Source organism: Paraburkholderia sp. SIMBA_053, assembly GCF_046534895.1.
Taxonomy (GTDB): Bacteria; Pseudomonadota; Gammaproteobacteria; order Burkholderiales; family Burkholderiaceae; genus Paraburkholderia; species Paraburkholderia caledonica.
Genome location: NZ_JAWRXU010000011.1, coordinates 98553 through 119643 on the forward strand (window position 1 = coordinate 98553; position 21091 = coordinate 119643).

Consider the following 21091-nt stretch of genomic DNA (forward strand, 5'->3'; position numbering starts at 1 on the left):
CGAGGGACCGCTGCGCGCGCGTTTAATCGTTCAGGCGGCGCGGCAGCATCGCACGACCACTCGGCTTATTTATCGGCAGCGATAGGGGTCGCATGTGTAGAGACAAACCCTCTCCGGGCTGGATTGCGTCTGGAATGCGCGGATTGCTCGCGATCTTGAATCAGTGCGATTGGCGTTTGCGCATGAAGCGCCCCCTTAAGTTCCATCAAGCGCTGTCGTTTACAAGGCATGCGGCGCCCGTGAACTTATTCGCGTCGCATATTGAATATCAACCGTTCGCTTGTCCGGCTGTTTCGATATCGGACACAACACATAAAATGTTCTCCCTCTACTCGAAATGAATAAACTTTTAGCCACTTTCGCTATTGCCGGCACATTGCTGATCACCGGTTGCGCAACTGTTGCGCCCATGTCGCCGACCACGTCGACGAGCTCGGTCGATACTACGCAAAACTCCTATGCGTTAATGACGGTAACGCTGCGCAACGCGTATCACACGAGCTATCAGCCGAGTCCCATCGTCGTGCACATGGAGCGCGGCGCAGCGGACAACCGTGGCGACCGTCTGAATTTCAAATTCGACGATCAGGCGACCACTACGAGCAGCACGGGCAATCATTACTTTGTCCGACTTCCGCTTGCTCCCGGAAAATACGTGATGCGCGGTATTACCGGACAAAGCGGCATATTCCCGTTCCATGGCATGTTCTTTACGCCGCTTCACGAAACGGTGGAGATCAAGCCGAATTCCATCGTCTATCTCGGGCATATCGACGCGACAGTGGTGGAACGTAAAGACGGCGAATTGCGCGCGGGACCTGTTATTCCGCTGATCGACCAGGCGGCGACCGGTTTCAGCGGAGGTACCTGGAACATTAGCGTTAGCGATCAGTTCGATGCCGACGTGTCGGAATTCAAAAAGGATTTCCCGGCGCTGACTAACGCTTCGATTGAGCGCGAGGTTCTGCCCGCGTGGGACAAGCAGAAAGCGACCGAATGGTGGGCCAATCACTAACGAGTGGCGTCCCCCGTACGTTGTGCGGGCAGCATCGATTTCGTTGCGCCCGCACACTGTTCCTCCAGGAGGAATAGTTTCAGCTAAGGGCAAACCCGTATAATGGCGAGAAGTGGTCAGACAACTTTAGTCAATCGGTTGTCCAGACCTCGCCCAATTAGCGCTTCACCTTAATCGCCCTTTCAGCCCAGATCCGTGACTTCCACTGCCGCTGCTCCCGCGCTGCCCTTCCGGAACGCCCTCTTCGCGATGCTCGGCATCGGTCTCGTCAACATGCTCGTGGCACTCGACCAGACGGTTGTCAGTACCGCGCTGCCGTCGATCGTCGCGGAACTGCACGGCTTCGAGTACTACGCATGGATCGCGAGTGCGTATCTGCTGGCGTCGGTCGTCACCGTGCCCGTGTTCGGACGCCTTGGTGACTACTTCGGTCGCAAGCGCTTCGTGATTGCCGCGGTGATCACGTTCACGGTAGCTTCGGTCCTATGCGGCGTCGCGAACAACATGCTGTTTCTCGTCATCGCGCGCGGGCTGCAAGGTGTGGGGGGCGGCATGATGGTCGGCACTGCGTTCGCGTCGATACCGGACCTGTTCCCCGACCCGCGCGCCCGTGTCCGCTGGCAAGTCGTGATGGCCGCGGCGTACGGCATTGGCACGGCAGCGGGTCCCTCGCTCGGAGGTTGGATGAGCGAGCACCTCGGCTGGCGCTCCACGTTCCTGATCAATCTGCCGGTCGGTGCCGCGGCGCTCTACTTCATCTGGGTGCATCTGCCGAGTTTTCAGCGGCCGCACGACGGCGAGGTCAAAATCGACTGGCTCGGTGCCGGGCTCGTGGCCGCCGTGCTCGGCGGTCTGCAGGCTTTCATCGAAGCAGTGCCGAAAGACGGCTTGACGGCCGGCAACATCACGCTTGCCGTGTGCGTGATCGTCGGCGCCATTGCGTTGTACGTGTGCGAGAAGCGCGCCACGCATCCGATCATTCCGCTCGATCTCTTCAAAGACTCGCAGCTCGTCACGCTGTTCACGCTCGGCATGCTGTCCGGCTTCGTAATGTTCTCGCTGATTTTCTTCGCGCCGCTGCTGCTGCAAGGCGGCTTCGGCCTGTCTCCGCAACAGGCCGGTCTGCTCGCTACGCCCATTGCCGCATGCATCGCACTCGGCAGCCTGCTGAATACGCGCATCGTGATTCACATGAAGAAGCCGACGCGCATCCTCTCGATCGGCTTTGCGTTGCTGCTGTTCGCGTCGATCGGTCTTGCATTTGCGAATCCGGACACACCGCACCTGTGGATCGAATTACCGATGGCCGCGGTCGGTATCGGTCTCGGCTTCATTCTCAACAATCTGAATGTGTTCGGACAGGAAATTGCGGGGCGCGAGCGCTTCGGCATCACGACCGCGCTGCTGCAATCGACACGAATGGTGGGCGGCATGCTGGGCACGAGCATCGTGGCGACGGTCGTGCAGCATCATTATCGCGACGTCGTTACGAGAACGATGAGCGTGCTCGGCGAACCGACGGCGTCGCAATGGCGTCCGCGCTTCGTCGATCTGCGCATTCTGATCGACGAAGCATCGCGCCTGAAGCTGATCGCGGACATGAAGCCATCGGGACTCAACACACTCGCATTGATCGACACCGCGCGCGATGCGCTGGTGCAGTCCATTCACATCGGTGTGTGGCTGACCGCGGTGGCGGCGCTCGCCGCTGCTTTGCTCGTGCAGCGGATTTCGCACGTGGTGTTCCGCCGCGGCTAGGCACCAAGCCCGCGGCGAACGTGTGCAGCGCGTTTATTGCGGGCCGAGTTTCGCAATCAGAGCGGCGAGTTGCCCGCACTCTTCCTCGGTCAGATCGGTCAGCGGCGCACGTACCGGACCGGCGTCGCGACCAACCAGTTTCGCGCCCGCCTTCACGATGCTCACGGCGTAACCCGCGCGACGATTGCGAATCGCCAGATACGGCAGGAAGAACTCGTCGATGAGCCGTGACGTGGTCGCATGATCGTCTGCGGCGATCGCACGATAGAACTCCATCGCGGTCTTCGGAATGAAGTTGAATACCGCCGACGAATACACAGGCACGCCGAGCGCCTTATACGCCGCTGCATAAACCTCTGCAGTCGGCAGGCCGCCGAGATACGAGAAACGGTCGCCGAGGCGCCGGCGAATGGTCACCATTGCCTCGATTTCGCCGACGCCGTCTTTGAAGCCGATCAGATTCGGGCAGCGATCCGCGAGCCGTTCCAGCATATCGGCATTGAGCTTTGAATTCGCGCGGTTATACACAATGACGCCGATGTTCTTCACCGCATTGCAAACCTGTTCGACGTGCACGGCAATACCTTCCTGCGAAGCCTCGGTCAGATAGTGCGGCATTAGCAGGACGCCGCTGGCACCAAGGCGCTCTGCTTCCCGCGCATATTCGATCGCGACGCGCGTCGGACCGCCCGCGCCGGCCAGAATCGGTACCTTGCCCTTGCATGTTTCAGTCGCTGTGCGAATCACGTTCGTATAGTCGCTCTTGGTCAGCGAGAAAAACTCACCTGTACCGCCTGCGGCAAACAGTGCGGTCGCACCATACGGTGCGAGCCATTCGAGCCGTTGCGCGTAAGTGTCGGCGCGGAAGTCGCCTTGCGCGTCGAAGTCGGTCACGGGAAACGACAACAGACCTTCGGATACGATCGCTTTGAGTTCTTGCGGTGAAGTCATTTGTATATGCGTGAATATCGTCAAATGTGAATGAGCGGGCGAGCTGCGTCGCAAGCAATCAACGCACGAGGCACGGACGCTTGTTGTCGAACTTCCAGTCGGGAATCAGGTACTGCATCGCGACACCGTCGTCGCGCGCGCCGAGGCCGTGCTGCTGGTAGAGCGCGTGCGCCTTCTCGATCTCGTCCATATCCAGTTCGACGCCGAGTCCCGGCTTTTGCGGCACTTTCACCTTGCCGCCGACGATCTGCAACGGTTCGCGCGTCAAACGCTGGCCGTCCTGCCAGATCCAATGCGTGTCGATTGCCGTGATCTTGCCGGGCGCGGCCGCTGCCACATGCGTGAACATCGCGAGCGAGATGTCGAAGTGATTGTTCGAATGCGAGCCCCACGTGAGGCCCCAGTCATTGCACATCTGAGCGACGCGCACCGAACCTTGCATGGTCCAGAAGTGCGGATCGGCCAGCGGAATATCCACGGACTGCAACTGGATCGCATGGCCCATCTGGCGCCAGTCGGTCGCGATCATGTTGGTCGCCGTTGGCAAACCGGTCGCGCGGCGGAATTCCGCCATCACTTCGCGGCCTGAGTAGCCGTTCTCGGCGCCGCACGGGTCTTCCGCATAAGCGAGCACGTCGTGCTTGTCGCGACAGAGGCGGATCGCTTCCTCAAGCGACCATGCGCCGTTCGGATCGAGCGTCACGCGCGCATTCGGGAAGCGTTCGGCGAGCGCGGTCACCGCTTCGATTTCAGCGTCGCCGGGCAGCACGCCGCCCTTCAGCTTAAAGTCGTTGAATCCATAGCGGGCTTGCGCGGCTTCGGCGAGACGAACCACGGCTTCGGGCGTCAACGCTTCTTCGGTGCGCACGCGGTCCCAGTCGTCGCGTCCGTCAGCGCCGCTTGCATACGGCAGGTCGGTCTTGTTGCGATCGCCGATATAAAAGAGGTAGCCCAGCATTTCCACTGCATCGCGTTGCTGACCTTCGCCAAGCAGCGCAGCAACGGGCACGCCGAGATGCTGTCCGAGCAAATCCAGCAACGCAGCTTCGAGCGCGGTCACCGCGTGAATCGTGGTGCGCAAATCGAATGTCTGCAGGCCGCGGCCGCCGGCATCGCGGTCGGCGAACTGCGTGCGTACCTTGTTCAGGATAGCTTGCAAATTGCCGATCGACTGACCGACAACGAACGGACGCGCGTCGTCGATCGTCTTGCGAATATTCTCACCGCCCGGCACTTCGCCCACACCGACATGACCGGCGCTGTCGCGCAGAATCACGATGTTGCGCGTGAAGTACGGACCGTGCGCGCCGCTCAGGTTCAGCAACATGCTGTCGCGGCCGGCAACCGGCACGACGCGCAGTTCAGTAACGGTAGGCGTATCGTTCGAAATGGATGGGTTCGTGGACATAGGAACTAGACCGATTGAGATAGTGAGCCGGACGATGGCGAGCAACGCAATATGCAAATACGCTCACCACCTGTGCCGGACGGAAACTGTTTGCGCGCGTGGCCCACGAGAGGCAGCCAGAGAAACAACGGTCAGTGTGCGCTGCCTTGCAGCGGATCGCGCAACAGGTTGCCGTCGCCGCGCCGATTACGCGTGAGGAAAGCCGCTGCGGCCGCAATCAGCGAAGCCACGCCAAGACCGTAAAGTCCGCCGGTGATCGAACCGGTATGTTGCTGCAAATACCCGAACGTGGCGGGCGCGAAGAAACCGCCCAGATTACCGATGGAATTGATCAGCGCGATCACCGCTGCAGCGACGCGCGCATCGAGATAACCCTGCGGAATCGGCCAGAACAGCGAGGACGCCGCCTTGAAACCGATTGCCGAAAAGCAGATCGCGACGAACGACAGAAGCGGGTTACCCGAGGTCGATGCAAAGAGGCCACACGCCGCAATCACGAGCGCGACAGCGAGCCACGCCTGCTGAAAACGCCACTTCGCCGAAAGCAATGCGAAGCAGTACATTGCGACCATTGCAATGAGCCAGGGTATCGCGTTGAGCATGCCGACTTCGAAATCGGACAGGCCGCCGATCTTGCGGATGATGGTCGGCAGCCAGAAGGTAGCCGCGTAAATCGTCAACTGGATCGCGAAGTAGAGCAGGCAGAACAGCACGATCTGCGGATCCTTCAACAGCTTCACGGCCGGCAAATGCGCGCCGCCGTGTGCCACGCGCTCCGCCTGTTCAGCGGCGATCGTCCTTTCGAGAACGTCTTGTTCTTCGGCTGTGAGCCAGGAAGCATCGCGAATGCGCGATTTGAGGAACATCCAGCTGACCGCGCACAGCACGATAGAAAAGCCGCCTTCTATCAGGAACATCCATTGCCAGCCGTGCAGGCCGAGTCCGCGAATGGACAGCAGGCTACCTGTGATCGGTCCCGACACCACCGAAGCGATGGCCGAGCCCGAGAGAAAAATCGCCACAGCCTTGCCGCGTTCTTTTTGCGGCAGCCACTGCGTGAAATAGAACACCACGCCCGGAAAGAAACCCGCCTCCGCGACGCCGAGCAGGAATCGCAACACGTAAAACGACGTTTCGTTCGACACGAACGCCATGGCCGCGGCAACGACACCCCACGTGCCCATGATCCGCGTCAGCCACGCACGCGCGCCGTACTTCTGCATCAATACGTTCGACGGCACTTCGAACAGCGCATAGCCGATGAAGAAAAGCCCGCTCCCAAGCCCATACGCCGCCGCGCCGATGCCCAGGTCGGTTTTCATGTGGGTGTTGACGAAGCCGATGTTCACGCGGTCGATGTAGTTCGCGATGAACATGATCAGGAAGAGCGGCAACACGTGCCGCTTGACCTTCGAGACGGCGGACCCCAGTGGATCGAGTGCGGTGGTGAGAGCAGAGGTCAAGAGAGTCTCCAATGGCGACCGACGAGCGGTCTTGATCTGGCGTCATGTGCGGCTGGCACAGTCAGCAGTCGAACGGCGACGCACAGATATGTTGTCTGATGACAGTCTACTGCCGATCCGGAGCGCTTTCCAATGTGGTGTTTACCCTTCCTTAGCGGCAATAACTCGCGTACACGGGCGAAAATCGAGGCGCACTCGCAACGTTTTAAGCCCGCAAAGCCGTTAAAATAAGACGTCTGATGACATGAAAGTCACTGCGGCGAGAATCTCTGCGCTGACCAACGCCTCTTCATCATCGTTAAGCCATGAATTTTTACGACAGACGCTATGATGGCTAATGTCCAGACGTCCCGCGCGCCCTCAACCCGCGCGTTTCCAGCCGATTAGTCAACAAGCCACAGCAATGAGCAGCCTAACTGAGAAAGTGGTGGCCACCCTTTCCGATGAAATCCGCCGCGGCGTCCTGAGACCGGGAGATCGCATTCCCACTGAAGTCGCGATGATGAAGCAGCTTTCTGTCAGCCGCTCCGTCGTGCGCGAAGCCATCTCGCGCCTGCAGGCGGCCAGGGTGGTAGAAACGCGTCATGGCATCGGCACGTTCGTGCTCGCGCCCGCCGCTGAGCAAAGCATGCAACTGCCCGCCGCCGATCTGTCGAGCATGCTCGACGTGATGGCGATCATCGAATTCCGTATCGATGTGGAAGCGGCGTCGGCAGCGCTCGCCGCTGCGCGGCGCACGGAGCAGAGCCTGAGACAGATGCGTGCGGCGCTCGCACGCTTCGAGTCCGAACTCGAACGCGGCAGCACGGACACGCTCGCGCACGACGTCGAGTTTCATTTGCAGATCGCGCGCGCAAGCGGCAATCGCTATTTTTTCGACGTGCTGAGCCAGTTGGGAAGCGCGGTCAGTCCGCGCACGCGCCTCGGCTCAGCGGAGATTGCAGAACTCGATCAGATCGAGACTTTGCGCAACGTGCTCAACGAGCACCAACTCATCTACCTTGCGATCGAGCGCCAGGACCCCGACGACGCCCGCGCCGCGATGCGCATGCATCTGAGCAACAGCCGCGAGAGGCTGCGACGCGCGCATGAGTCGAGCGCGCGAGGCGAGTAGCACCGCACGAACGGCGGCGCATTGCCGTCGGCGAATTCATAACGACGGCGGCGCTTCGACTTCGAGGCTCATCAACGCGGAACTGAGCGACTTGCCGTGCGCGTCGAGCGCGAGCGAGCGCGTCACGCCTCCGCCCAGCGCCTCGCCGAGCACGAAGTTGAACGCGGCAATAGCCGGCAGTTCATAGCGCGCGACATTGCCGCGCACGACATCCGCGAGATGCGCCTTCACGCGCTGCGGCGTCAATACGGCCCGCAAATGCTCGTAGTGCCGTACGTCGTAACAGATCACCGAGATGTTGAGCGTATTGCCCTTGTCGCCGGTTCGCGAATGGGCCAGCTCACGTAGTTTCATCTCACGCCTCCACCATCGTGAACGTCGGCTTCACCAGCTCGCGCGGCAACAGCACCGATTGCACCGCGACGACTTCGCGCGCTGACTTCGTGACTCCGCCGCCGCCCGCCGGGCCGTTCGTGTATAAGGTCTCGACTTCGTTGCCGACGCGCACGGCTTGCTCCAGCGACGCGGTGCGCCCCGCCACGCGTGCGCGCACTTCGTAGGGCTCCGCCGAACCAGCGGCAAGAGTCTCGCCATGCAAGGCGTTCACGCCGATCAGGTCGAAGCGCAACTCTTCGGTCTGAACTCCGGTCAGCGCAAGCCGCTCGCGCACGATGTCGAGTGCGAGACGGGCACGCGTCAGCGCACCGGGGCCCGCATATGAAATCTGCCCTTCGCCAATAAAACCGTCGAAATACGCCACCGAGACCTTGAGCGTGCCCGTGCGCGGCGCGCCACGGCCACCGCCCACGCGAACGCGGTCTGGCGCTTCTTCCTCGACGTGCACACGCGAGAAATCAGCGACCACGTCTGGTTGCAAATAACGTTGCGGATCGTGGATCTCGTACAGCAACTGCTCCTTGCACGTTGCCTCGGTCACACGTCCGCCAGCTTGCGCGAGCTTCGTGATGACCACGGCGCCGTCCTCGCCGACTTCCGCGATGGGAAAGCCGAGCCTCGCCAGCGCGGGAACGTCTTTGAACCCGGGGTCCGAGAAATAGCCACCGGTGATTTGCCCCGCGCATTCGAGCAGATGGCCGATCACCGTCGCCTGACCCAGCGTCTGCCAGTCGTCCGTGCGCCAGCCGAACTCATGGATCAGTGGCGCCACGAACAACGACGGATCGGCCACACGTCCCGTGAGAATGATTTGTGCGCCCGCCGCGAGCGCGTCGACGATTGCGCTCGCGCCCAGATAAGCATTCGCGGAGACGAGACGCGACTGGTAGTCCGCTACCAGCTCGCCGGATTCCTCGAAGCGAAAGGCACCATCACGCACGGCATCGAGCACGTCGTCGCCGGTAACCGCCGCAATCTTGACCTCGCCAAGACCAAGCGAACGCGCAATCTCCGCTGTCTTGCGCGCCGCCGCAAGCGGATTGGCCGCGCCCATGTTCGAGACGATGCGCACGCCGTTGCGCAGCGCGGCCGGCAGCACCGCCTTCATGCGCGTCTCGAGAAGCGGGTCGTAGCCGAGTTCGGGGTCTTTGCTGCGCGCCTGCTGCGCAATCGCAATGGTGCGTTCGGCGAGACATTCGAACACGAGGTAATCGAGCGCGCCGTCTTCCGCGAGTTCGACTGCGGGCTCGATACGATCGCCCGAATAGCCCGCGCCCGCGCCGATTCGCACGAGGCGTCCATGCTGAGTGGCTGTCATGCTGCTCACACCTGTTTCCGTAAAGCTCACAGTGAAAATATCCCCAACGCGACACATGCAATCGTCATCACGATGGATGCGCCGAACAACAACGGGAACGTGAATCGCTGATGATCGGCGAGTTCGATCCCGCACAAGCCGACCACGAGGAAGGTAGCGGGCGTCAGTGGGCTGACCGGAAAGCCCGTCGTCATCTGACCCAGCAACGCGGCCTGGCCGACCTGCACCGCGGGCACGCCGAGCTGGCCCGCCACTTCGGCGATAACCGGCAGTACCCCGAAGTAAAACGAGTCGGGATCGAACAGCATGCTAAGCGGCATCGACATGATGCCGAGCGCGACCGGAATGTGGCTCGCCATTGCGGGCGGCACAAAGCCAACTGCGGCTTGCGCCATCGCCTTGAGCATGCCGCTGCCCTGCATGACGCCCGTGAACACGCCGGCTGCGAGAAGAATGCCGGCCATCATCAATGCAGCGCGAGCATGCGCGTCGATCCGTTTGCGCTGCATGTCCACGTTCGGATAGTTGACCATCAATGCGACGCACAGGCCGACCATGAACATGATCGCGGGCGGAATTTTTTCGCCCATCACGACCATCGTGCCGAGTACGACGATCGTGAGCACGATGTTGAACCAGAAATTCTTCGGTCGCCGCAACGCCTGTTCTTCTGGCGTCAGTTCGCGTTTGGGCATCGGCACGGCACCGCTCGCAGCGCCGAAACCGAGCCGCTTTTCCTCGCGGCGTCCAAGCCAGAATGCAACGCCGAACACGAAGACGAGCCCAATTGCCTGTACCGGAATCAGCGGATTGAAAAGCGCCGAGATCGGCAGATGCAGCGAAGCGGACGCGCGAATCATCGGTCCGGTCCACGGCAGGAAGTTGATGCCGGCCGCCATCGAAACGGCCGCGGCCAGTACGCGCCGGTCCATCTTGAGACGGTCGTAGAGCGGCAGCATCGCGGGAATCGTAACGAGAAAACAGACCGCGCCGGAGCCGTCCAGATGGATCAGCAGCGCGAGCAACGTGGTGCCCATCACGATGCGCGTGGGCCGCGTGCCGACCGCGCGGAGAATGCGGTCGATGATCGGATCGAGCGTACCCGCGTCGGTAATGGTGCCGAAATAAAGAATCGCGAACACGAACATGCCGACGACCGGCGCGAGGCCCTTGAGCCCGTCGATCACGAACTTGCTCGTTTGAAAGCCGAACCCGCCGATCAACGACGCGGCAATCGGCACGATGATGAGCGCCACCAGGGGCGACATGCGTTTCGACAGGATGGCGCCGAGCAGCACGACGATGGTGGCCAGCCCCAGTAATGGCAGCATGTGCTTGTCTCCAATGTTGTTTTTTACTGCGATCCAGCGTAAGTTCAGGCCACTGATAAATCAATTGAAATGAATTGATTGCAGCAATTACAAACGGTCATGGATCTGAATCTTCGGGACATTCGCGCGTTTATCGCGGTCGCGCAAACGGGCAGCTTCACGCAAGCTGCTGCGCGCCTGCACCTTTCGCAACCAGCATTGACGGTACAGATCAGACGCCTGGAGGAAACTCTTGGCTTGCGGCTTTTCGACCGCAACAGCCGCAACGTCGCGCTCACACCGACGGGGCGCGATCTGCTGCCGCTTCTGCAAAAGTCGCTGCACGACATGGAGCATGTGCTGATCGACGCTCGCGCACTCGGCGACGGCGCGAGCGGCACCGTGCGAATCGCCTGCCTGCCGACTTTCGCGGCAAGCTCGCTGCCCGAACTCGTTCAAGACCTGAAGAAAACCGTGCCGCGTGTGAGCTTCGAGGTGCGCGATGTCGTCGCGAGCATGGTCAATGCGTTGGTGCGTAACGAAGAGGCCGATATCGGATTGACCGGCGGCGCTCTCGACGACGCCAACCTGGAAGTGCTACATGCGGGCATCGACAGGCTGGTGGTGGTTTGCCCGAAGCGGCACCCGCTAGCGAAGCGGCGCCGCATCACGCTTGGCGATCTTGCGGCCACGCCGCTGGTGCTGACGGCGCAAGGCACGAGCGTGAGGGCGGTTGTCGATAGCGCGTTTTCGAACGCGCGGTGCCTGCCCGAAATTGCCTGTGAGCCGACCTACATGATGAGCGCCGTAGCCATGGTTCGCGCGGGGCTCGGCGTGACCATTCTGCCGGCGTCGGCGCGCGAAGTGAGGGCGGAGCCTGAACTCGTGGTGCGTCCCGTCGACGATCCGGCATTCACGCGCCCTATCGCGCTGATCAAGAAGCGTGGACGCACGTTGCCGCGTGTCACGGAGACGTTCGTTGCAATGTTGATCGAGAAGCTCGATTCGGAGTGAACGGCGGTTGGGCGCTTGCGGTGTGTTTCCGAGAAGCGGCGAGGCGGCAAGAGGCAGCAGAATCCCGTAGGTTCGTTGCTATGCGCGCTGCTGTGCTGGCACGCTGTCGCTTGCGATGAGAGTGCTGGCAATTAAAGAGGAGACAACGGCGATGGCAGCTTTCCAGGAACCGGACGACGACTCGCTTGAACGCTTCGAAGCGCACGGCGCGCCGCCGTTGCCTGCGTCAAATGAGTCGGGGTGGGTCGAGCACGAAGGCGCGCGAATCTGGTACGCGTCTCACGGCAACGGCACGGCAGTAATTCTTTTGCACGGCGGACTTGGCCACAGCGGCAACTGGGGTTATCAGGTGCCGGCGCTCCTTGCGGCCGGGCACCGCGTGGTGGTAATCGACAGCCGCGGTCACGGCCGCAGCACGCGCGACGCGCGGCCGTACAAGTACGAACTGATGGCTTCCGACGTGCTTGCCGTAATGGACGCGCTCGCGCTCGAACGCGCGGCAATTGTCGGATGGAGCGACGGCGCGTGCGTGGCGATGGTGCTGGGCATGGTGGCGCCGCAACGCGTTGCCGGCGTGTTCTTCTTCGGCTGCAACATGGACCCCAGCGGCACAAAAGAATTTGTAGCGACGCCGGTTATCGACCGCTGTTTCAGCCGGCACCGTCAAGACTACGCACGCCTTTCCGCCACGCCTGACGAGTTCGACGCATTCGTCGCCGCCGTCAGCGAAATGATGAAAACCGAACCTAACTATTTCGCGGACGACCTCGCGCGCATCAGCGTGCCGGTTGTCATCGCACAAAGCGAACACGACGAGTTCATCAAACCGGAGCACGCCGAATACCTCGCCGGCGTGATTCCCGGTGCCGAATTGAACGTGCTACCCGGCGTTAGTCATTTCGCGCCGCTGCAAAGACCGGCGCTGTTCAACAAGGCGATGATTGCGTTCGTGGAAAGCGTGCTGCCGGGCGGTCCCTCCTGACGCATACGGGGGTGTATCTACAAAACACCCAAAATTTCACGATGCGACACGCGGCCCTGCTTCGTAAAAAATCGTGGTGCGTGGCACAAACTCGTCATTTCGCAATGTCGCCCCACGTTGCACATCGCAAAATGAAACGCGCAACTCTCTGATTTTTAATCGCAATTTTCGTTAGAACGAAGCGCCCAACGACCGCTTGCTCCGCTGCCTGCTGACATAGACTCTTTTACAAGAGCAGGCGCTTCATGCGGTGCGGTGGATTGGATGCGATAGAACCATCTCGGACAGTCCCCGAATCCCGCGCAGGAAGCCGCCAGAGCACAGCGGTTTTTATTGGCAATTGGGAGACTAAAAATGAAAGGCTTTCGCTTTGGATCGACCGAAGGAGCGTTCTACATTTTGCCGAGCCAGGACGGCTGGGAAGCATCGTACGGCAACGACAAACTTGGCGAGTTTTCCAGCCCGCAGCAAGCGGCCGACGACCTCGCGCGCGGTTTGACCTGCCCGCATCTGTCTGAAGTCGACACTTCGACGCTGGAAATTCCGGAGAAACTGAGCGACTGGGAAATCGTTCACGTTTGATGGACCGCACTACGCGCTTCCGCGATATGCAGCCAGAAATGACGATGGCGCTCGAGAGCGCCATCGTCGTGCTTACCGCTTACTTTTATGCCGCGTCAGGCGTGTGCCTGGCTGCGTCTTTCAAAGCGTGCGCAAGTGCTTTGTCACCTGGGCCGCTCCTCACACGCTTCAGCACATGGCTGAACACTTCACGCAATCGAGTCCACGATTTTGTTCAGCGTGGCGCTCGGGCGCATGGCCTTGCTCGTCAGTTCGACGTTCGGACGATAGTACCCGCCGATATCCACCGGCTTGCCTTGTGCGGCACGCAGTTCTTCGAGGATCTTCGCTTCGTTGTCGGCCATCGCCTTGGCTACGCCGGCGAACTGAGCCTGCAACGCGGCGTCTTCCGTTTGCGCGGCGAGTGCTTCGGCCCAGTACATCGCGAGGTAGAAGTGGCTGCCACGGTTGTCGAGACCGCCGACCTTACGCGCCGGCGACTTGTCGTTGTCGAGGAACTTGCCGGTTGCCTGATCCAGCGTCTTGGCCAGAACCTGCGCCTTCGGGTTGTGATAGGCGCTGCTCAGATGTTCGAGCGACGCTGCCAGCGCCAGGAATTCACCCAGCGAGTCCCAACGCAGGAAACCTTCTTCGACCAGTTGCTGAACGTGCTTCGGCGCCGAACCGCCCGCGCCCGTTTCGAACATGCCGCCGCCTGCCATGAGCGGGACGATGGACAGCATCTTCGCGCTGGTACCCAGTTCCATGATCGGGAACAGGTCGGTCAGGTAGTCGCGCAGCACATTGCCGGTGACCGAGATCGTGTCCTTGCCGGCGCGGATGCGCTCGACCGAGAACTTCGTTGCCTCGACCGGCGTCATGATGCGAATGTCCAGACCGTTCGTGTCATGGTCCTTCAGATACTGCTCGACCTTCTTGATGATCTGCGCGTCGTGTGCACGAGCCGCGTCCAGCCAGAACACCGCCGGCGTGTTGGTCGCGCGCGCGCGATTCACCGCGAGCTTGACCCAATCCTGCACCGGTGCGTCTTTGGTCTGGCACATGCGCCAGATGTCGCCCGCTTCCACCGCTTGCTCGATCAGCACAGCGCCGCTTGCGTCGGTCACGCGAACCACGCCGTTCGCCGGAATCTGGAACGTCTTGTCGTGTGAACCGTATTCTTCAGCGGCTTGTGCCATCAGGCCGACGTTCGGCACCGTGCCCATGGTGACCGGGTCGAACGCGCCATTCTTCTTGCAGTCTTCGATCACTGCCTGATACACGCCCGCGTAGCAACGGTCCGGAATCACGGCCTTGGCGTCATGCAGTGCGCCGTCCGCGCCCCACATCTTGCCCGACTCGCGAATCATGGCCGGCATGGACGCGTCGACGATCACGTCGCTCGGCACGTGCAGGCTCGTAATACCCTTGTCCGAGTTGACCATGGCGAGTTGCGGACGCTGTTCGTACTGAGCCTTGATGTCAGCTTCGATCTGCGCAGCCGTTTCGGCCGGCAGGTCTTTGAGGCGCGCGTACAGATCACCGATACCGTTGTTCGGATTGAAGCCCGCTTGCGCCAGCGCGTCGGCGTGCTTGGCCAACACGTCTTTGTAGAATACCGACACGACGTGACCGAAGATGATCGGATCGGACACTTTCATCATCGTGGCTTTCAGGTGCACCGAGAACAGCACGCCCTTGCGCTTGGCGTCGGCGATTTCCGCTTCGATGAAGCTGCGCAGCGCGTTCTTGCTGAGCACCGACGCGTCGATAATCTCGCCCGCCTGCACCGGCGTCTTTTCCTTCAGAACCGTCTTCGTGCCGTCGGCAGCGGTCAGTTCGATCTTCACCGCACCGGCCGCTGCGATCAGCGCCGATTTTTCGCTGCCGTAAAAATCGCCGCCGCTCATGTGAGCGACATGCGACTTGGAGTCTGCAGACCACGCGCCCATTTTGTGCGGATGCTTGCGTGCGTAGTTCTTCACCGACAGCGGCGCGCGGCGGTCCGAGTTGCCTTCGCGCAGCACGGGGTTGACCGCGCTGCCCTTGATCTTGTCGTAGCGTGCCTTGACGTCTTTTTCCGTTTCCGTCGTGGCGACGTCCGGGTACGCCGGCAGCTTGTAGCCCTGATCGCGCAGTTCGGTGATCGCGGCCTTCAGTTGCGGCACCGAAGCGCTGATGTTCGGCAGCTTGATGATGTTCGCTTCGGGGCGCGTTGTGAGTCCACCCAGCTCCGCCAGATCGTCGGAACCCTTCTGTTCCGCGGTCAGGTAGTCCGGAAATGCAGCGATGATCCGGCCAGCAAGCGAAATATCGCGCGTTTCAACGATCACGTCGGACGAGCGCGTGAACGCCTTGACGATCGGCAGCAGCGAGTAAGTCGCCAGAGCAGGCGCTTCGTCGGTCAGGGTGTAGATGATCTTCGGCGGTGTGGACATGTTTGATGCTTTGCTAGGTGAAGTGAGAGACAGAGCGTTGGACGCGCTGAGCCAGCGAGTTGCGACGAAGCAGCAAAACGCAGCGCGACCCGCGGCACTACTTTTTACGGCCCGACCGTGAGTATATGCGCGTTTTCCTCTATCCGCTGCTAAACAAACATGCCGGCGAACCCGCCGAAAGTGCGATGATGCCCGCCAGACAAGGCTTTCAGCGATTTATCCTACGCCTGAAGACATATGTCTTATAGATGACTTAAGTCGCAAAATTTTGCCAGATGCGAATTGTTTGCATTAACGCTGAGCTGAATCCATCCGCACGATCGTGCGCGAAACACCGTGCCGCGCGGTTGTCGTTCCGCGCTACACCGTCTGGCCTTCACGGTAACTCTGTGCCATTGCGACGACCACCTTGCGCGGCCCCTCGAACGGGTCGCGTGCATGCGCCGTCAACATGTTGTCGAGCATCAGCACGTCGCCGGTTTGCCAGGGAAACACGACACGTTGCGCGTCGAGAACGCCGCGAATCTGTGCGAGGGCGTCGGCTTCGAGCGGCGCGCCGTCGCCGTAGTACACATTGCGCGGCACGTTTTCCAGACCGACGGACTCGATCAGTGCGTCCTGCATGTCTTCATCGAGCGACGAAAGATGGAACAGGTTCGCCTGGTTGAACCACACGTTTTCACCCGTGCGCGGATGTCGCGCCACCGCCTGACAACGCTCGCGCGTGCGCAGAAGCAACTCGCCGTCTTCGCTGTCGCGCCATTCGCATTCAATGCCGCGCGCGCGGCAAATACGCTCGACCACGGCTAGATCGTCCGAGCCGAAGGCCTGCTGCCACGGCAAATCGAGCCCCTGACCGAAGTTGCGCACGTAAAGCAGTTCGCGGCGGGCAAAACGCTCGACGAGCGCGGGGTCGAGCGCGTGATAAATGGCGCGGCTGTCCGCAATCGGCGTCGCGCCGCCGGAGCGCGCGGCGAGCGCGCAGTGGAACCAGATCCGCAACGGCCATTCGCGGGTATACGACTGCTCGTTATGCAAAGGGATCGAGCGATGCGGCGGATATTCCGTCGATGTGTACACCGCGCCCTCAACCTGGCTGCGCGGCGTGGACGCGAATTCATACCCGATCAGCGGATGCCCGAACGAGGCGGCGAAACCCTGGAATGCATCGATCGAATCAACCCGGAAGCCTGAGAAGAGCACGCCGCCGACGCGCTCGAGCGTCTCGCCGACAATCGCATGCAGCAGCGACGCGGCGTCGTTCAATGACATGTCCCCGCCCGCGCGTGGCGACACGACCGTGGGTAGGCCGGGCTCGATAGACAGATCGGCGAACGTGGGCTGCGGCGTCGAAAGCATGGTCATACGAATTCCTTTGGATGATGCCGTGTACCGGCGCCAGTCTGGCGCCCCGGTCCTAAAAACACACTGACAATCTATCGCAAACGCGAATGATTCTCAATATCTCAGTGAGATGGCCCTGCCTATTTGATGGATTCGCCCGCGGAACGCAGCAGGACGACGGCTTTGCCGTTTAGCGGGCGATCCGAATCTGGTACAACTGGAGTCGGCGCCGCGTCTGCCTGGCTAGGAATATCGGCAGCCCGCGGCGACATCAGCTTCACGCTCTGAGATCTCGACCACTGTCTTGTTGGAGTTACTGATGGCTCATGCCTACCTGCAGGTGATCGCGCATTATTTCGCCAAGCCCGGCTACGGCGATGCGATCGTGAAGCATCTCACCGAACTCGCCGCCGCCACTCGCGCGGAGCCGAAGAACCTCTACTACGAGTTCTTCCGCTCGCCGCTCGCGCCGGACCACTTTGTAATCCTCGAACAGTACAGCGATGCGGACGGCCTCGCGGAGCACCGCGAGACCGAACATTTTCAGCGTCTTGGTTTCGGCACAATCGTTCCCTTGCTGGAGCGACGTGAAGTGTCGAGCCATATGGTCACGGGAGAAGCAGCATGACGCACGCATTCCGCTTTCAAACGGTGCCCACGCTGATAGTTGAATTCGGTGCGGCTCGTCGGCTCGGCGCTTTGCTGCGCGCGCAATTTCCGGCGCTTGAACGTCTGTGTGTCGTGACGGACAACTTCCTGCACAAAAGCGGCTTACTGGACCCGGCACTTGCCGATCTCGCGGCGCATGGCTGGAATGCGACGGTGATCGACGACGTCATCGCCGATCCGCCAGAACATATCGTGCTTGAAGCGACGGCTCGCGCGCGCAGCGCCGGTACCGAGATCGTGCTGGGCTTGGGCGGCGGCTCGTCGATGGATGTCGCCAAGCTCATCGCAGCACTCGCTCCACAGCAACAGCAGCAACAGCAGCAACAGCAGCAACTCAGTGAAATGTATGGCGTGAACAAGGTGACGGTGCAGCGCCTGCCGCTCGTGCAGATGCCGACCACTGCCGGAACCGGCTCCGAAGTAACAGCCGTCTCGATTGTCACAGTCGGCGAGGCCAGGAAGATGGGCGTCGTCGCGCCGCAACTGATCGCCGATCTGGCGATTCTCGACGCCGAACTCACGCTCGGGCTTCCCGTTGCCGCCACGGCGGCCACGGGGATCGACGCCATGGTTCACGCGATCGAAGCGTACACGTCCGCGCATCTGAAGAACCCGGTATCCGACATGCTCGCGATAAAGGCGCTCGAACTGCTGTCGCGCAACCTGCTGCCCGCGTGCGAGGACGGCAACGATCGCGATGCGCGCGAGGCAATGCTGCTGGGCGCGACTTTCGCGGGACAGGCATTTGCAAACTCGCCGGTCGCTGCCGTGCACGCGCTGGCCTATCCGATTGGCGGCATTTATCACGTGCCGCATGGGCTTTCCAACGCGCTTGTGCTTCCGCATGTGTTGCGCTTCAACGCCGACTCGGCGGCAGATCTCTACGCGGAACTGGCCAACGTGGTCGTGCCCGGAACGACCGGCAGCGCGAGGGACAAGACCCAGGCGCTGATCGAAAATCTCGAACGGATGATCGCCGAGACAGCGATTCCGGCGCGACTGCGCGATGTCGGCATCGAGCGCGAAGGGCTTGGACGCATGGCCAGCGACGCGATGTTGCAAACCCGCCTGCTCGTGAACAATCCGCGGCCTGTCAGCGAGGCCGATGCACTGGCGATTTACAACGCCGCCTTTTGATACGTTTTGATCTCGACGCTGGCACAGCGGCAACCGCGGAACTTTCAACGCGATACAGCCGCCGCCGGCCGCGATAGCGAGCGCTGCTAGGCCGCGCGCGACTGCCCCGACGCCGCACGCGGAAACGAAACGGCGATATGCACGCCTTTGCCGCCCTCGCCCGCCTGGAGCACGATATCGCCTTTGTGCGCGTCCGCGATTTCCCGCACGATGGCAAGTCCGAGACCCGTGCCCTCTGTATCCGTCGAGGCGCGAAAGAACGGTTCGAATATGCGGCTGCGAGACTCGGCTGGAATGCCCGGACCGTCGTCGATCACGCTAACGGTAACCCTGTGCGCGTCGGCGGTCACTGCGACCGTGACGTGCCCGCCGCTGCCGGTGTAGCGAATTGCGTTCTCTGCGAGATTGGCAATCAGCGCCTGAAGCAGGCCACGGTGCCCAGCCACCGGCGCGATGTCGCAAAGCTCCGCGCCGAGATCGATTTGCCGCCCTTGCGCAAGCAATGCGAAGTCTTCCACCACTTCCATGGCTAACGGCACGAGATCGACCGTTTCGACGATCACCTGCCGGTTGTCCGCCGCCTCGGCCTGAGCGAGCAGCAACAGCTTGTTGGTGAGTCCGACCATTGACCGGTTGCTGCGATGCATGGCGGCCAGCGCTTCGTCGAGCGCCGGGTTCACGCCGCCCTGCTGCCGCGCGAACTGCAACTGGGTGCCGAGCAGCGTGAGCGGCGTACGCAACTGGTGTGCGGCGTCGGCGATAAAACGGCGTTGCGCGGCGACCTGCACGCCGAGGCGTGCAATGCACTGATTGATGGCTTCGACAATCGGCCGCAATTCCGTATGCAGACGGTCCACGCGGATCGGCTCGAGTTGCATGGGATCGCGGTCGGCGACCTCGTCTTTCACCTTCATCAATGGACGCAATTCGAACGTCAGACCGATGCACACGAGCGCCACAGCAAGCGCGATCATTTCGATCTGCCGCACGAGTTGCGGTCGCCATAGTTGTTCGGCCATCGCGTCGCGTGAACGCACCGTCTTGCCAACGGTGACGCGCACGTGGCGCGTCGCGCCGTTGTCGTACATGAGTCGAACGAGCCCCACGGCACGCACGTTCTGGCCGTATAGCGCGGTGTCGTAGTGGTCCGGCGTATCGGCCGCTTGCGCCGGACGCGGCGGAAATTCCGGCGTACCCGCGAGCAGTTGCCGGTTGTCCACATTGACGCTGTAGAACACCTGATCGCGATAAGGCGACGCGAAGATTTCGAGCGCAGCCGGTGGTACATCCACGCGCAGGAAACCGTCGACCCATTCCACTTCGCCCGCAATCATTCGCGCGGACGAAATAAGCTGATTGTCCTGCACGAGATCGGCCGTTCGCCTGGCATTGTCGTACTCGGCCTTGCCAGTCACGAACACATACAATGCGAGCGGCACCAGCAACCACCATAACAATCGGACGCGCAAACTATTGGTCATCTTCTTTCTTGCGCAGCAGGTAGCCGAGCCCGCGCAGCGTGACGATGGCCGCCGAACTGCCGTCGAGCTTCTTGCGCAGGCGTGAGATATAAATCTCTACCGCGTCTTCGCTCGGCTCATCGGCGAGCGTGAAGATCGCGTCGACGAGCGCGGGCTTGGTCACCGTTTTGCCCAATCTAAGAATCAGCGTTTCGAGCACCGAGCGCTCGCGCGGCGTGACGTTCAGCGGTGCGCCCTTCAATGTGAACTGGCGCGTATCGATGTCGAACGCAAGGTCGCCGCACACCACTTCGCTCGCCTTCGACGGAGACTGACGACGGATCGCCACCTTGATTCGCGCGATCAGCTCGCGCACTTCGAATGGCTTCACCAGGTAGTCGTCGGCGCCCGCGCCGAGCAACTCCACTTTCTCGTCGATCGAACCGCTCGCCGTCAGGATCAGCACGGGAGTCGCGTCGCCGCGCTGACGCAGCCGGCGCAGGACGTTTTTGCCCGACAACTTCGGCAAATTGAGGTCGAGCAGGATCACGTCATAGTGATTCGTGCGCAGCAAGCGGTCCGCCGCGTCGCCGTCCTGCACGGCGTCGAGAGCGAATGCCTCCTGCTCCAGCATCTTCGCGAGCCAGTGAGCGAGAGTGGGATTGTCTTCAATGAGCAGCAGCTTCATGGCGCAAACGGCGAGAGTCAGGGCGTCGATTGTGCCGTAAAAACAGGGCGCTGCGCGTATCGCGT

18 protein-coding genes are annotated in these 21091 nt (G+C 61.4%); 8 read left to right on the forward strand and 10 right to left on the reverse strand.

The annotated features are described in order from the left end of the window. The first annotated feature begins 337 nt into the window (after positions 1 to 337). Together SB753_RS26380 and SB753_RS26385 are read left to right on the forward strand one after the other, a co-directional pair. A complete protein-coding gene (locus SB753_RS26380) occupies positions 338 to 1015 on the forward strand; it encodes a hypothetical protein (protein ID WP_087753077.1) in 678 nt (225 codons plus the stop codon). Between the two features lie 249 nt (positions 1016 to 1264). Then, positions 1265 to 2773, forward strand: a complete 1509-nt coding sequence (locus SB753_RS26385) for an MFS transporter (protein WP_131317992.1) — start codon at positions 1265 to 1267, stop codon at positions 2771 to 2773. Positions 2774 to 2806: 33 nt separating this feature from the next. Here the strand turns inward: SB753_RS26385 and kdgD are convergent, their stop codons facing one another. The 3 genes from kdgD to SB753_RS26400 all read right to left on the reverse strand — a co-directional run bounded on the left by kdgD (position 2807) and on the right by SB753_RS26400 (position 6595). Continuing rightward, positions 2807 to 3724, reverse strand: a complete 918-nt coding sequence (gene kdgD / locus SB753_RS26390) for a 5-dehydro-4-deoxyglucarate dehydratase (protein ID WP_392394781.1) — start codon at positions 3722 to 3724, stop codon at positions 2807 to 2809. A 58-nt stretch (positions 3725 to 3782) separates the two neighbouring features. After that, a complete protein-coding gene (gene gudD, locus SB753_RS26395) occupies positions 3783 to 5132 on the reverse strand; it encodes a glucarate dehydratase (protein WP_392394782.1) in 1350 nt (449 codons plus the stop codon). A gap of 131 nt (positions 5133 to 5263) precedes the next feature. Next, positions 5264 to 6595 carry an MFS transporter gene (locus SB753_RS26400; RefSeq protein ID WP_410802638.1) on the reverse strand — a complete coding sequence of 444 codons (1332 nt, stop codon included), beginning with the start codon at positions 6593 to 6595 and terminating at the stop codon, positions 5264 to 5266. A gap of 403 nt (positions 6596 to 6998) precedes the next feature. Between SB753_RS26400 and SB753_RS26405 the strand changes: the two genes are divergently transcribed. Then, positions 6999 to 7709, forward strand: a complete 711-nt coding sequence (locus tag SB753_RS26405) for a FadR/GntR family transcriptional regulator (RefSeq protein ID WP_027804770.1) — start codon at positions 6999 to 7001, stop codon at positions 7707 to 7709. Positions 7710 to 7745: 36 nt separating this feature from the next. Here the strand turns inward: SB753_RS26405 and SB753_RS26410 are convergent, their stop codons facing one another. The 3 genes from SB753_RS26410 to SB753_RS26420 are packed head-to-tail and all read right to left on the reverse strand — an operon-like array spanning position 7746 to position 10754. After that, on the reverse strand, positions 7746 to 8063 hold the full coding sequence (locus SB753_RS26410) for a hypothetical protein (RefSeq protein ID WP_088175588.1): 318 nt from the start codon (positions 8061 to 8063) through the stop codon (positions 7746 to 7748). A gap of 1 nt (position 8064) precedes the next feature. Then, positions 8065 to 9423 carry an acyclic terpene utilization AtuA family protein gene (locus SB753_RS26415; RefSeq protein WP_410802640.1) on the reverse strand — a complete coding sequence of 453 codons (1359 nt, stop codon included), beginning with the start codon at positions 9421 to 9423 and terminating at the stop codon, positions 8065 to 8067. A gap of 26 nt (positions 9424 to 9449) precedes the next feature. Then, positions 9450 to 10754, reverse strand: a complete 1305-nt coding sequence (locus tag SB753_RS26420) for a CitMHS family transporter (RefSeq protein ID WP_020068866.1) — start codon at positions 10752 to 10754, stop codon at positions 9450 to 9452. 99 nt (positions 10755 to 10853) lie between these two features. Here SB753_RS26420 and SB753_RS26425 point away from each other — a divergent pair, with 99 nt between their 5' ends. The 3 genes from SB753_RS26425 to SB753_RS26435 all read left to right on the forward strand — a co-directional run bounded on the left by SB753_RS26425 (position 10854) and on the right by SB753_RS26435 (position 13311). After that, complete coding sequence (locus SB753_RS26425; protein ID WP_020068865.1) at positions 10854 to 11747, forward strand: LysR family transcriptional regulator; 894 nt, start codon at positions 10854 to 10856, stop codon at positions 11745 to 11747. Between the two features lie 151 nt (positions 11748 to 11898). Then, complete coding sequence (locus SB753_RS26430; RefSeq protein WP_410802642.1) at positions 11899 to 12729, forward strand: alpha/beta fold hydrolase; 831 nt, start codon at positions 11899 to 11901, stop codon at positions 12727 to 12729. 354 nt (positions 12730 to 13083) lie between these two features. Continuing rightward, positions 13084 to 13311 carry a hypothetical protein gene (locus SB753_RS26435; protein ID WP_410802644.1) on the forward strand — a complete coding sequence of 76 codons (228 nt, stop codon included), beginning with the start codon at positions 13084 to 13086 and terminating at the stop codon, positions 13309 to 13311. Between the two features lie 188 nt (positions 13312 to 13499). Here the strand turns inward: SB753_RS26435 and SB753_RS26440 are convergent, their stop codons facing one another. Both SB753_RS26440 and SB753_RS26445 read right to left on the reverse strand, forming a co-directional pair. Next, a complete protein-coding gene (locus SB753_RS26440; protein WP_410802646.1) occupies positions 13500 to 15728 on the reverse strand; it encodes an NADP-dependent isocitrate dehydrogenase in 2229 nt (742 codons plus the stop codon). A 360-nt stretch (positions 15729 to 16088) separates the two neighbouring features. Then, complete coding sequence (locus SB753_RS26445; protein ID WP_020068861.1) at positions 16089 to 17093, reverse strand: TauD/TfdA family dioxygenase; 1005 nt, start codon at positions 17091 to 17093, stop codon at positions 16089 to 16091. Positions 17094 to 17391: 298 nt separating this feature from the next. Between SB753_RS26445 and SB753_RS26450 the strand changes: the two genes are divergently transcribed. Then, the gene (locus tag SB753_RS26450; RefSeq protein WP_020068860.1) at positions 17392 to 17700 is read left to right on the forward strand and encodes a putative quinol monooxygenase; all 309 of its coding nucleotides are present in this window, start codon (positions 17392 to 17394) and stop codon (positions 17698 to 17700) included. Then, positions 17697 to 18878, forward strand: a complete 1182-nt coding sequence (locus tag SB753_RS26455) for an iron-containing alcohol dehydrogenase (protein WP_410802648.1) — start codon at positions 17697 to 17699, stop codon at positions 18876 to 18878. The genes SB753_RS26450 and SB753_RS26455 overlap by 4 nt, the downstream gene beginning before the upstream one ends. Positions 18879 to 18964: 86 nt before the next feature. On the opposite strand, the gene SB753_RS26460 is transcribed toward SB753_RS26455, so the two are convergent. Further along, complete coding sequence (locus tag SB753_RS26460; protein WP_410802650.1) at positions 18965 to 20359, reverse strand: sensor histidine kinase; 1395 nt, start codon at positions 20357 to 20359, stop codon at positions 18965 to 18967. Continuing rightward, complete coding sequence (locus SB753_RS26465; RefSeq protein WP_027778124.1) at positions 20349 to 21026, reverse strand: response regulator; 678 nt, start codon at positions 21024 to 21026, stop codon at positions 20349 to 20351. The genes SB753_RS26460 and SB753_RS26465 overlap by 11 nt, the downstream gene beginning before the upstream one ends. Positions 21027 to 21091: the final 65 nt, after the last annotated feature.

Excerpts from the sequence above, each read along its gene's own strand:
- SB753_RS26380 (WP_087753077.1), top strand. The coding sequence starts at position 338 with ATGAATAAACTTTTAGCCACTTTCGCTATTGCCGGCACATTGCTGATC.
- SB753_RS26385 (WP_131317992.1), top strand. The coding sequence starts at position 1,265 with ATGCTCGGCATCGGTCTCGTCAACATGCTCGTGGCACTCGACCAGACG.
- kdgD (WP_392394781.1), bottom strand. The coding sequence starts at position 3,724 with ATGACTTCACCGCAAGAACTCAAAGCGATCGTATCCGAAGGTCTGTTG.
- gudD (WP_392394782.1), bottom strand. The coding sequence starts at position 5,132 with ATGTCCACGAACCCATCCATTTCGAACGATACGCCTACCGTTACTGAA.
- SB753_RS26405 (WP_027804770.1), top strand. The coding sequence starts at position 6,999 with ATGAGCAGCCTAACTGAGAAAGTGGTGGCCACCCTTTCCGATGAAATC.
- SB753_RS26410 (WP_088175588.1), bottom strand. The coding sequence starts at position 8,063 with ATGAAACTACGTGAGCTGGCCCATTCGCGAACCGGCGACAAGGGCAAT.
- SB753_RS26415 (WP_410802640.1), bottom strand. The coding sequence starts at position 9,423 with ATGACAGCCACTCAGCATGGACGCCTCGTGCGAATCGGCGCGGGCGCG.
- SB753_RS26420 (WP_020068866.1), bottom strand. The coding sequence starts at position 10,754 with ATGCTGCCATTACTGGGGCTGGCCACCATCGTCGTGCTGCTCGGCGCC.
- SB753_RS26425 (WP_020068865.1), top strand. The coding sequence starts at position 10,854 with ATGGATCTGAATCTTCGGGACATTCGCGCGTTTATCGCGGTCGCGCAA.
- SB753_RS26430 (WP_410802642.1), top strand. The coding sequence starts at position 11,899 with ATGGCAGCTTTCCAGGAACCGGACGACGACTCGCTTGAACGCTTCGAA.
- SB753_RS26435 (WP_410802644.1), top strand. The coding sequence starts at position 13,084 with ATGAAAGGCTTTCGCTTTGGATCGACCGAAGGAGCGTTCTACATTTTG.
- SB753_RS26440 (WP_410802646.1), bottom strand. The coding sequence starts at position 15,728 with ATGTCCACACCGCCGAAGATCATCTACACCCTGACCGACGAAGCGCCT.
- SB753_RS26445 (WP_020068861.1), bottom strand. The coding sequence starts at position 17,093 with ATGACCATGCTTTCGACGCCGCAGCCCACGTTCGCCGATCTGTCTATC.
- SB753_RS26450 (WP_020068860.1), top strand. The coding sequence starts at position 17,392 with ATGGCTCATGCCTACCTGCAGGTGATCGCGCATTATTTCGCCAAGCCC.
- SB753_RS26455 (WP_410802648.1), top strand. The coding sequence starts at position 17,697 with ATGACGCACGCATTCCGCTTTCAAACGGTGCCCACGCTGATAGTTGAA.
- SB753_RS26460 (WP_410802650.1), bottom strand. The coding sequence starts at position 20,359 with ATGACCAATAGTTTGCGCGTCCGATTGTTATGGTGGTTGCTGGTGCCG.
- SB753_RS26465 (WP_027778124.1), bottom strand. The coding sequence starts at position 21,026 with ATGAAGCTGCTGCTCATTGAAGACAATCCCACTCTCGCTCACTGGCTC.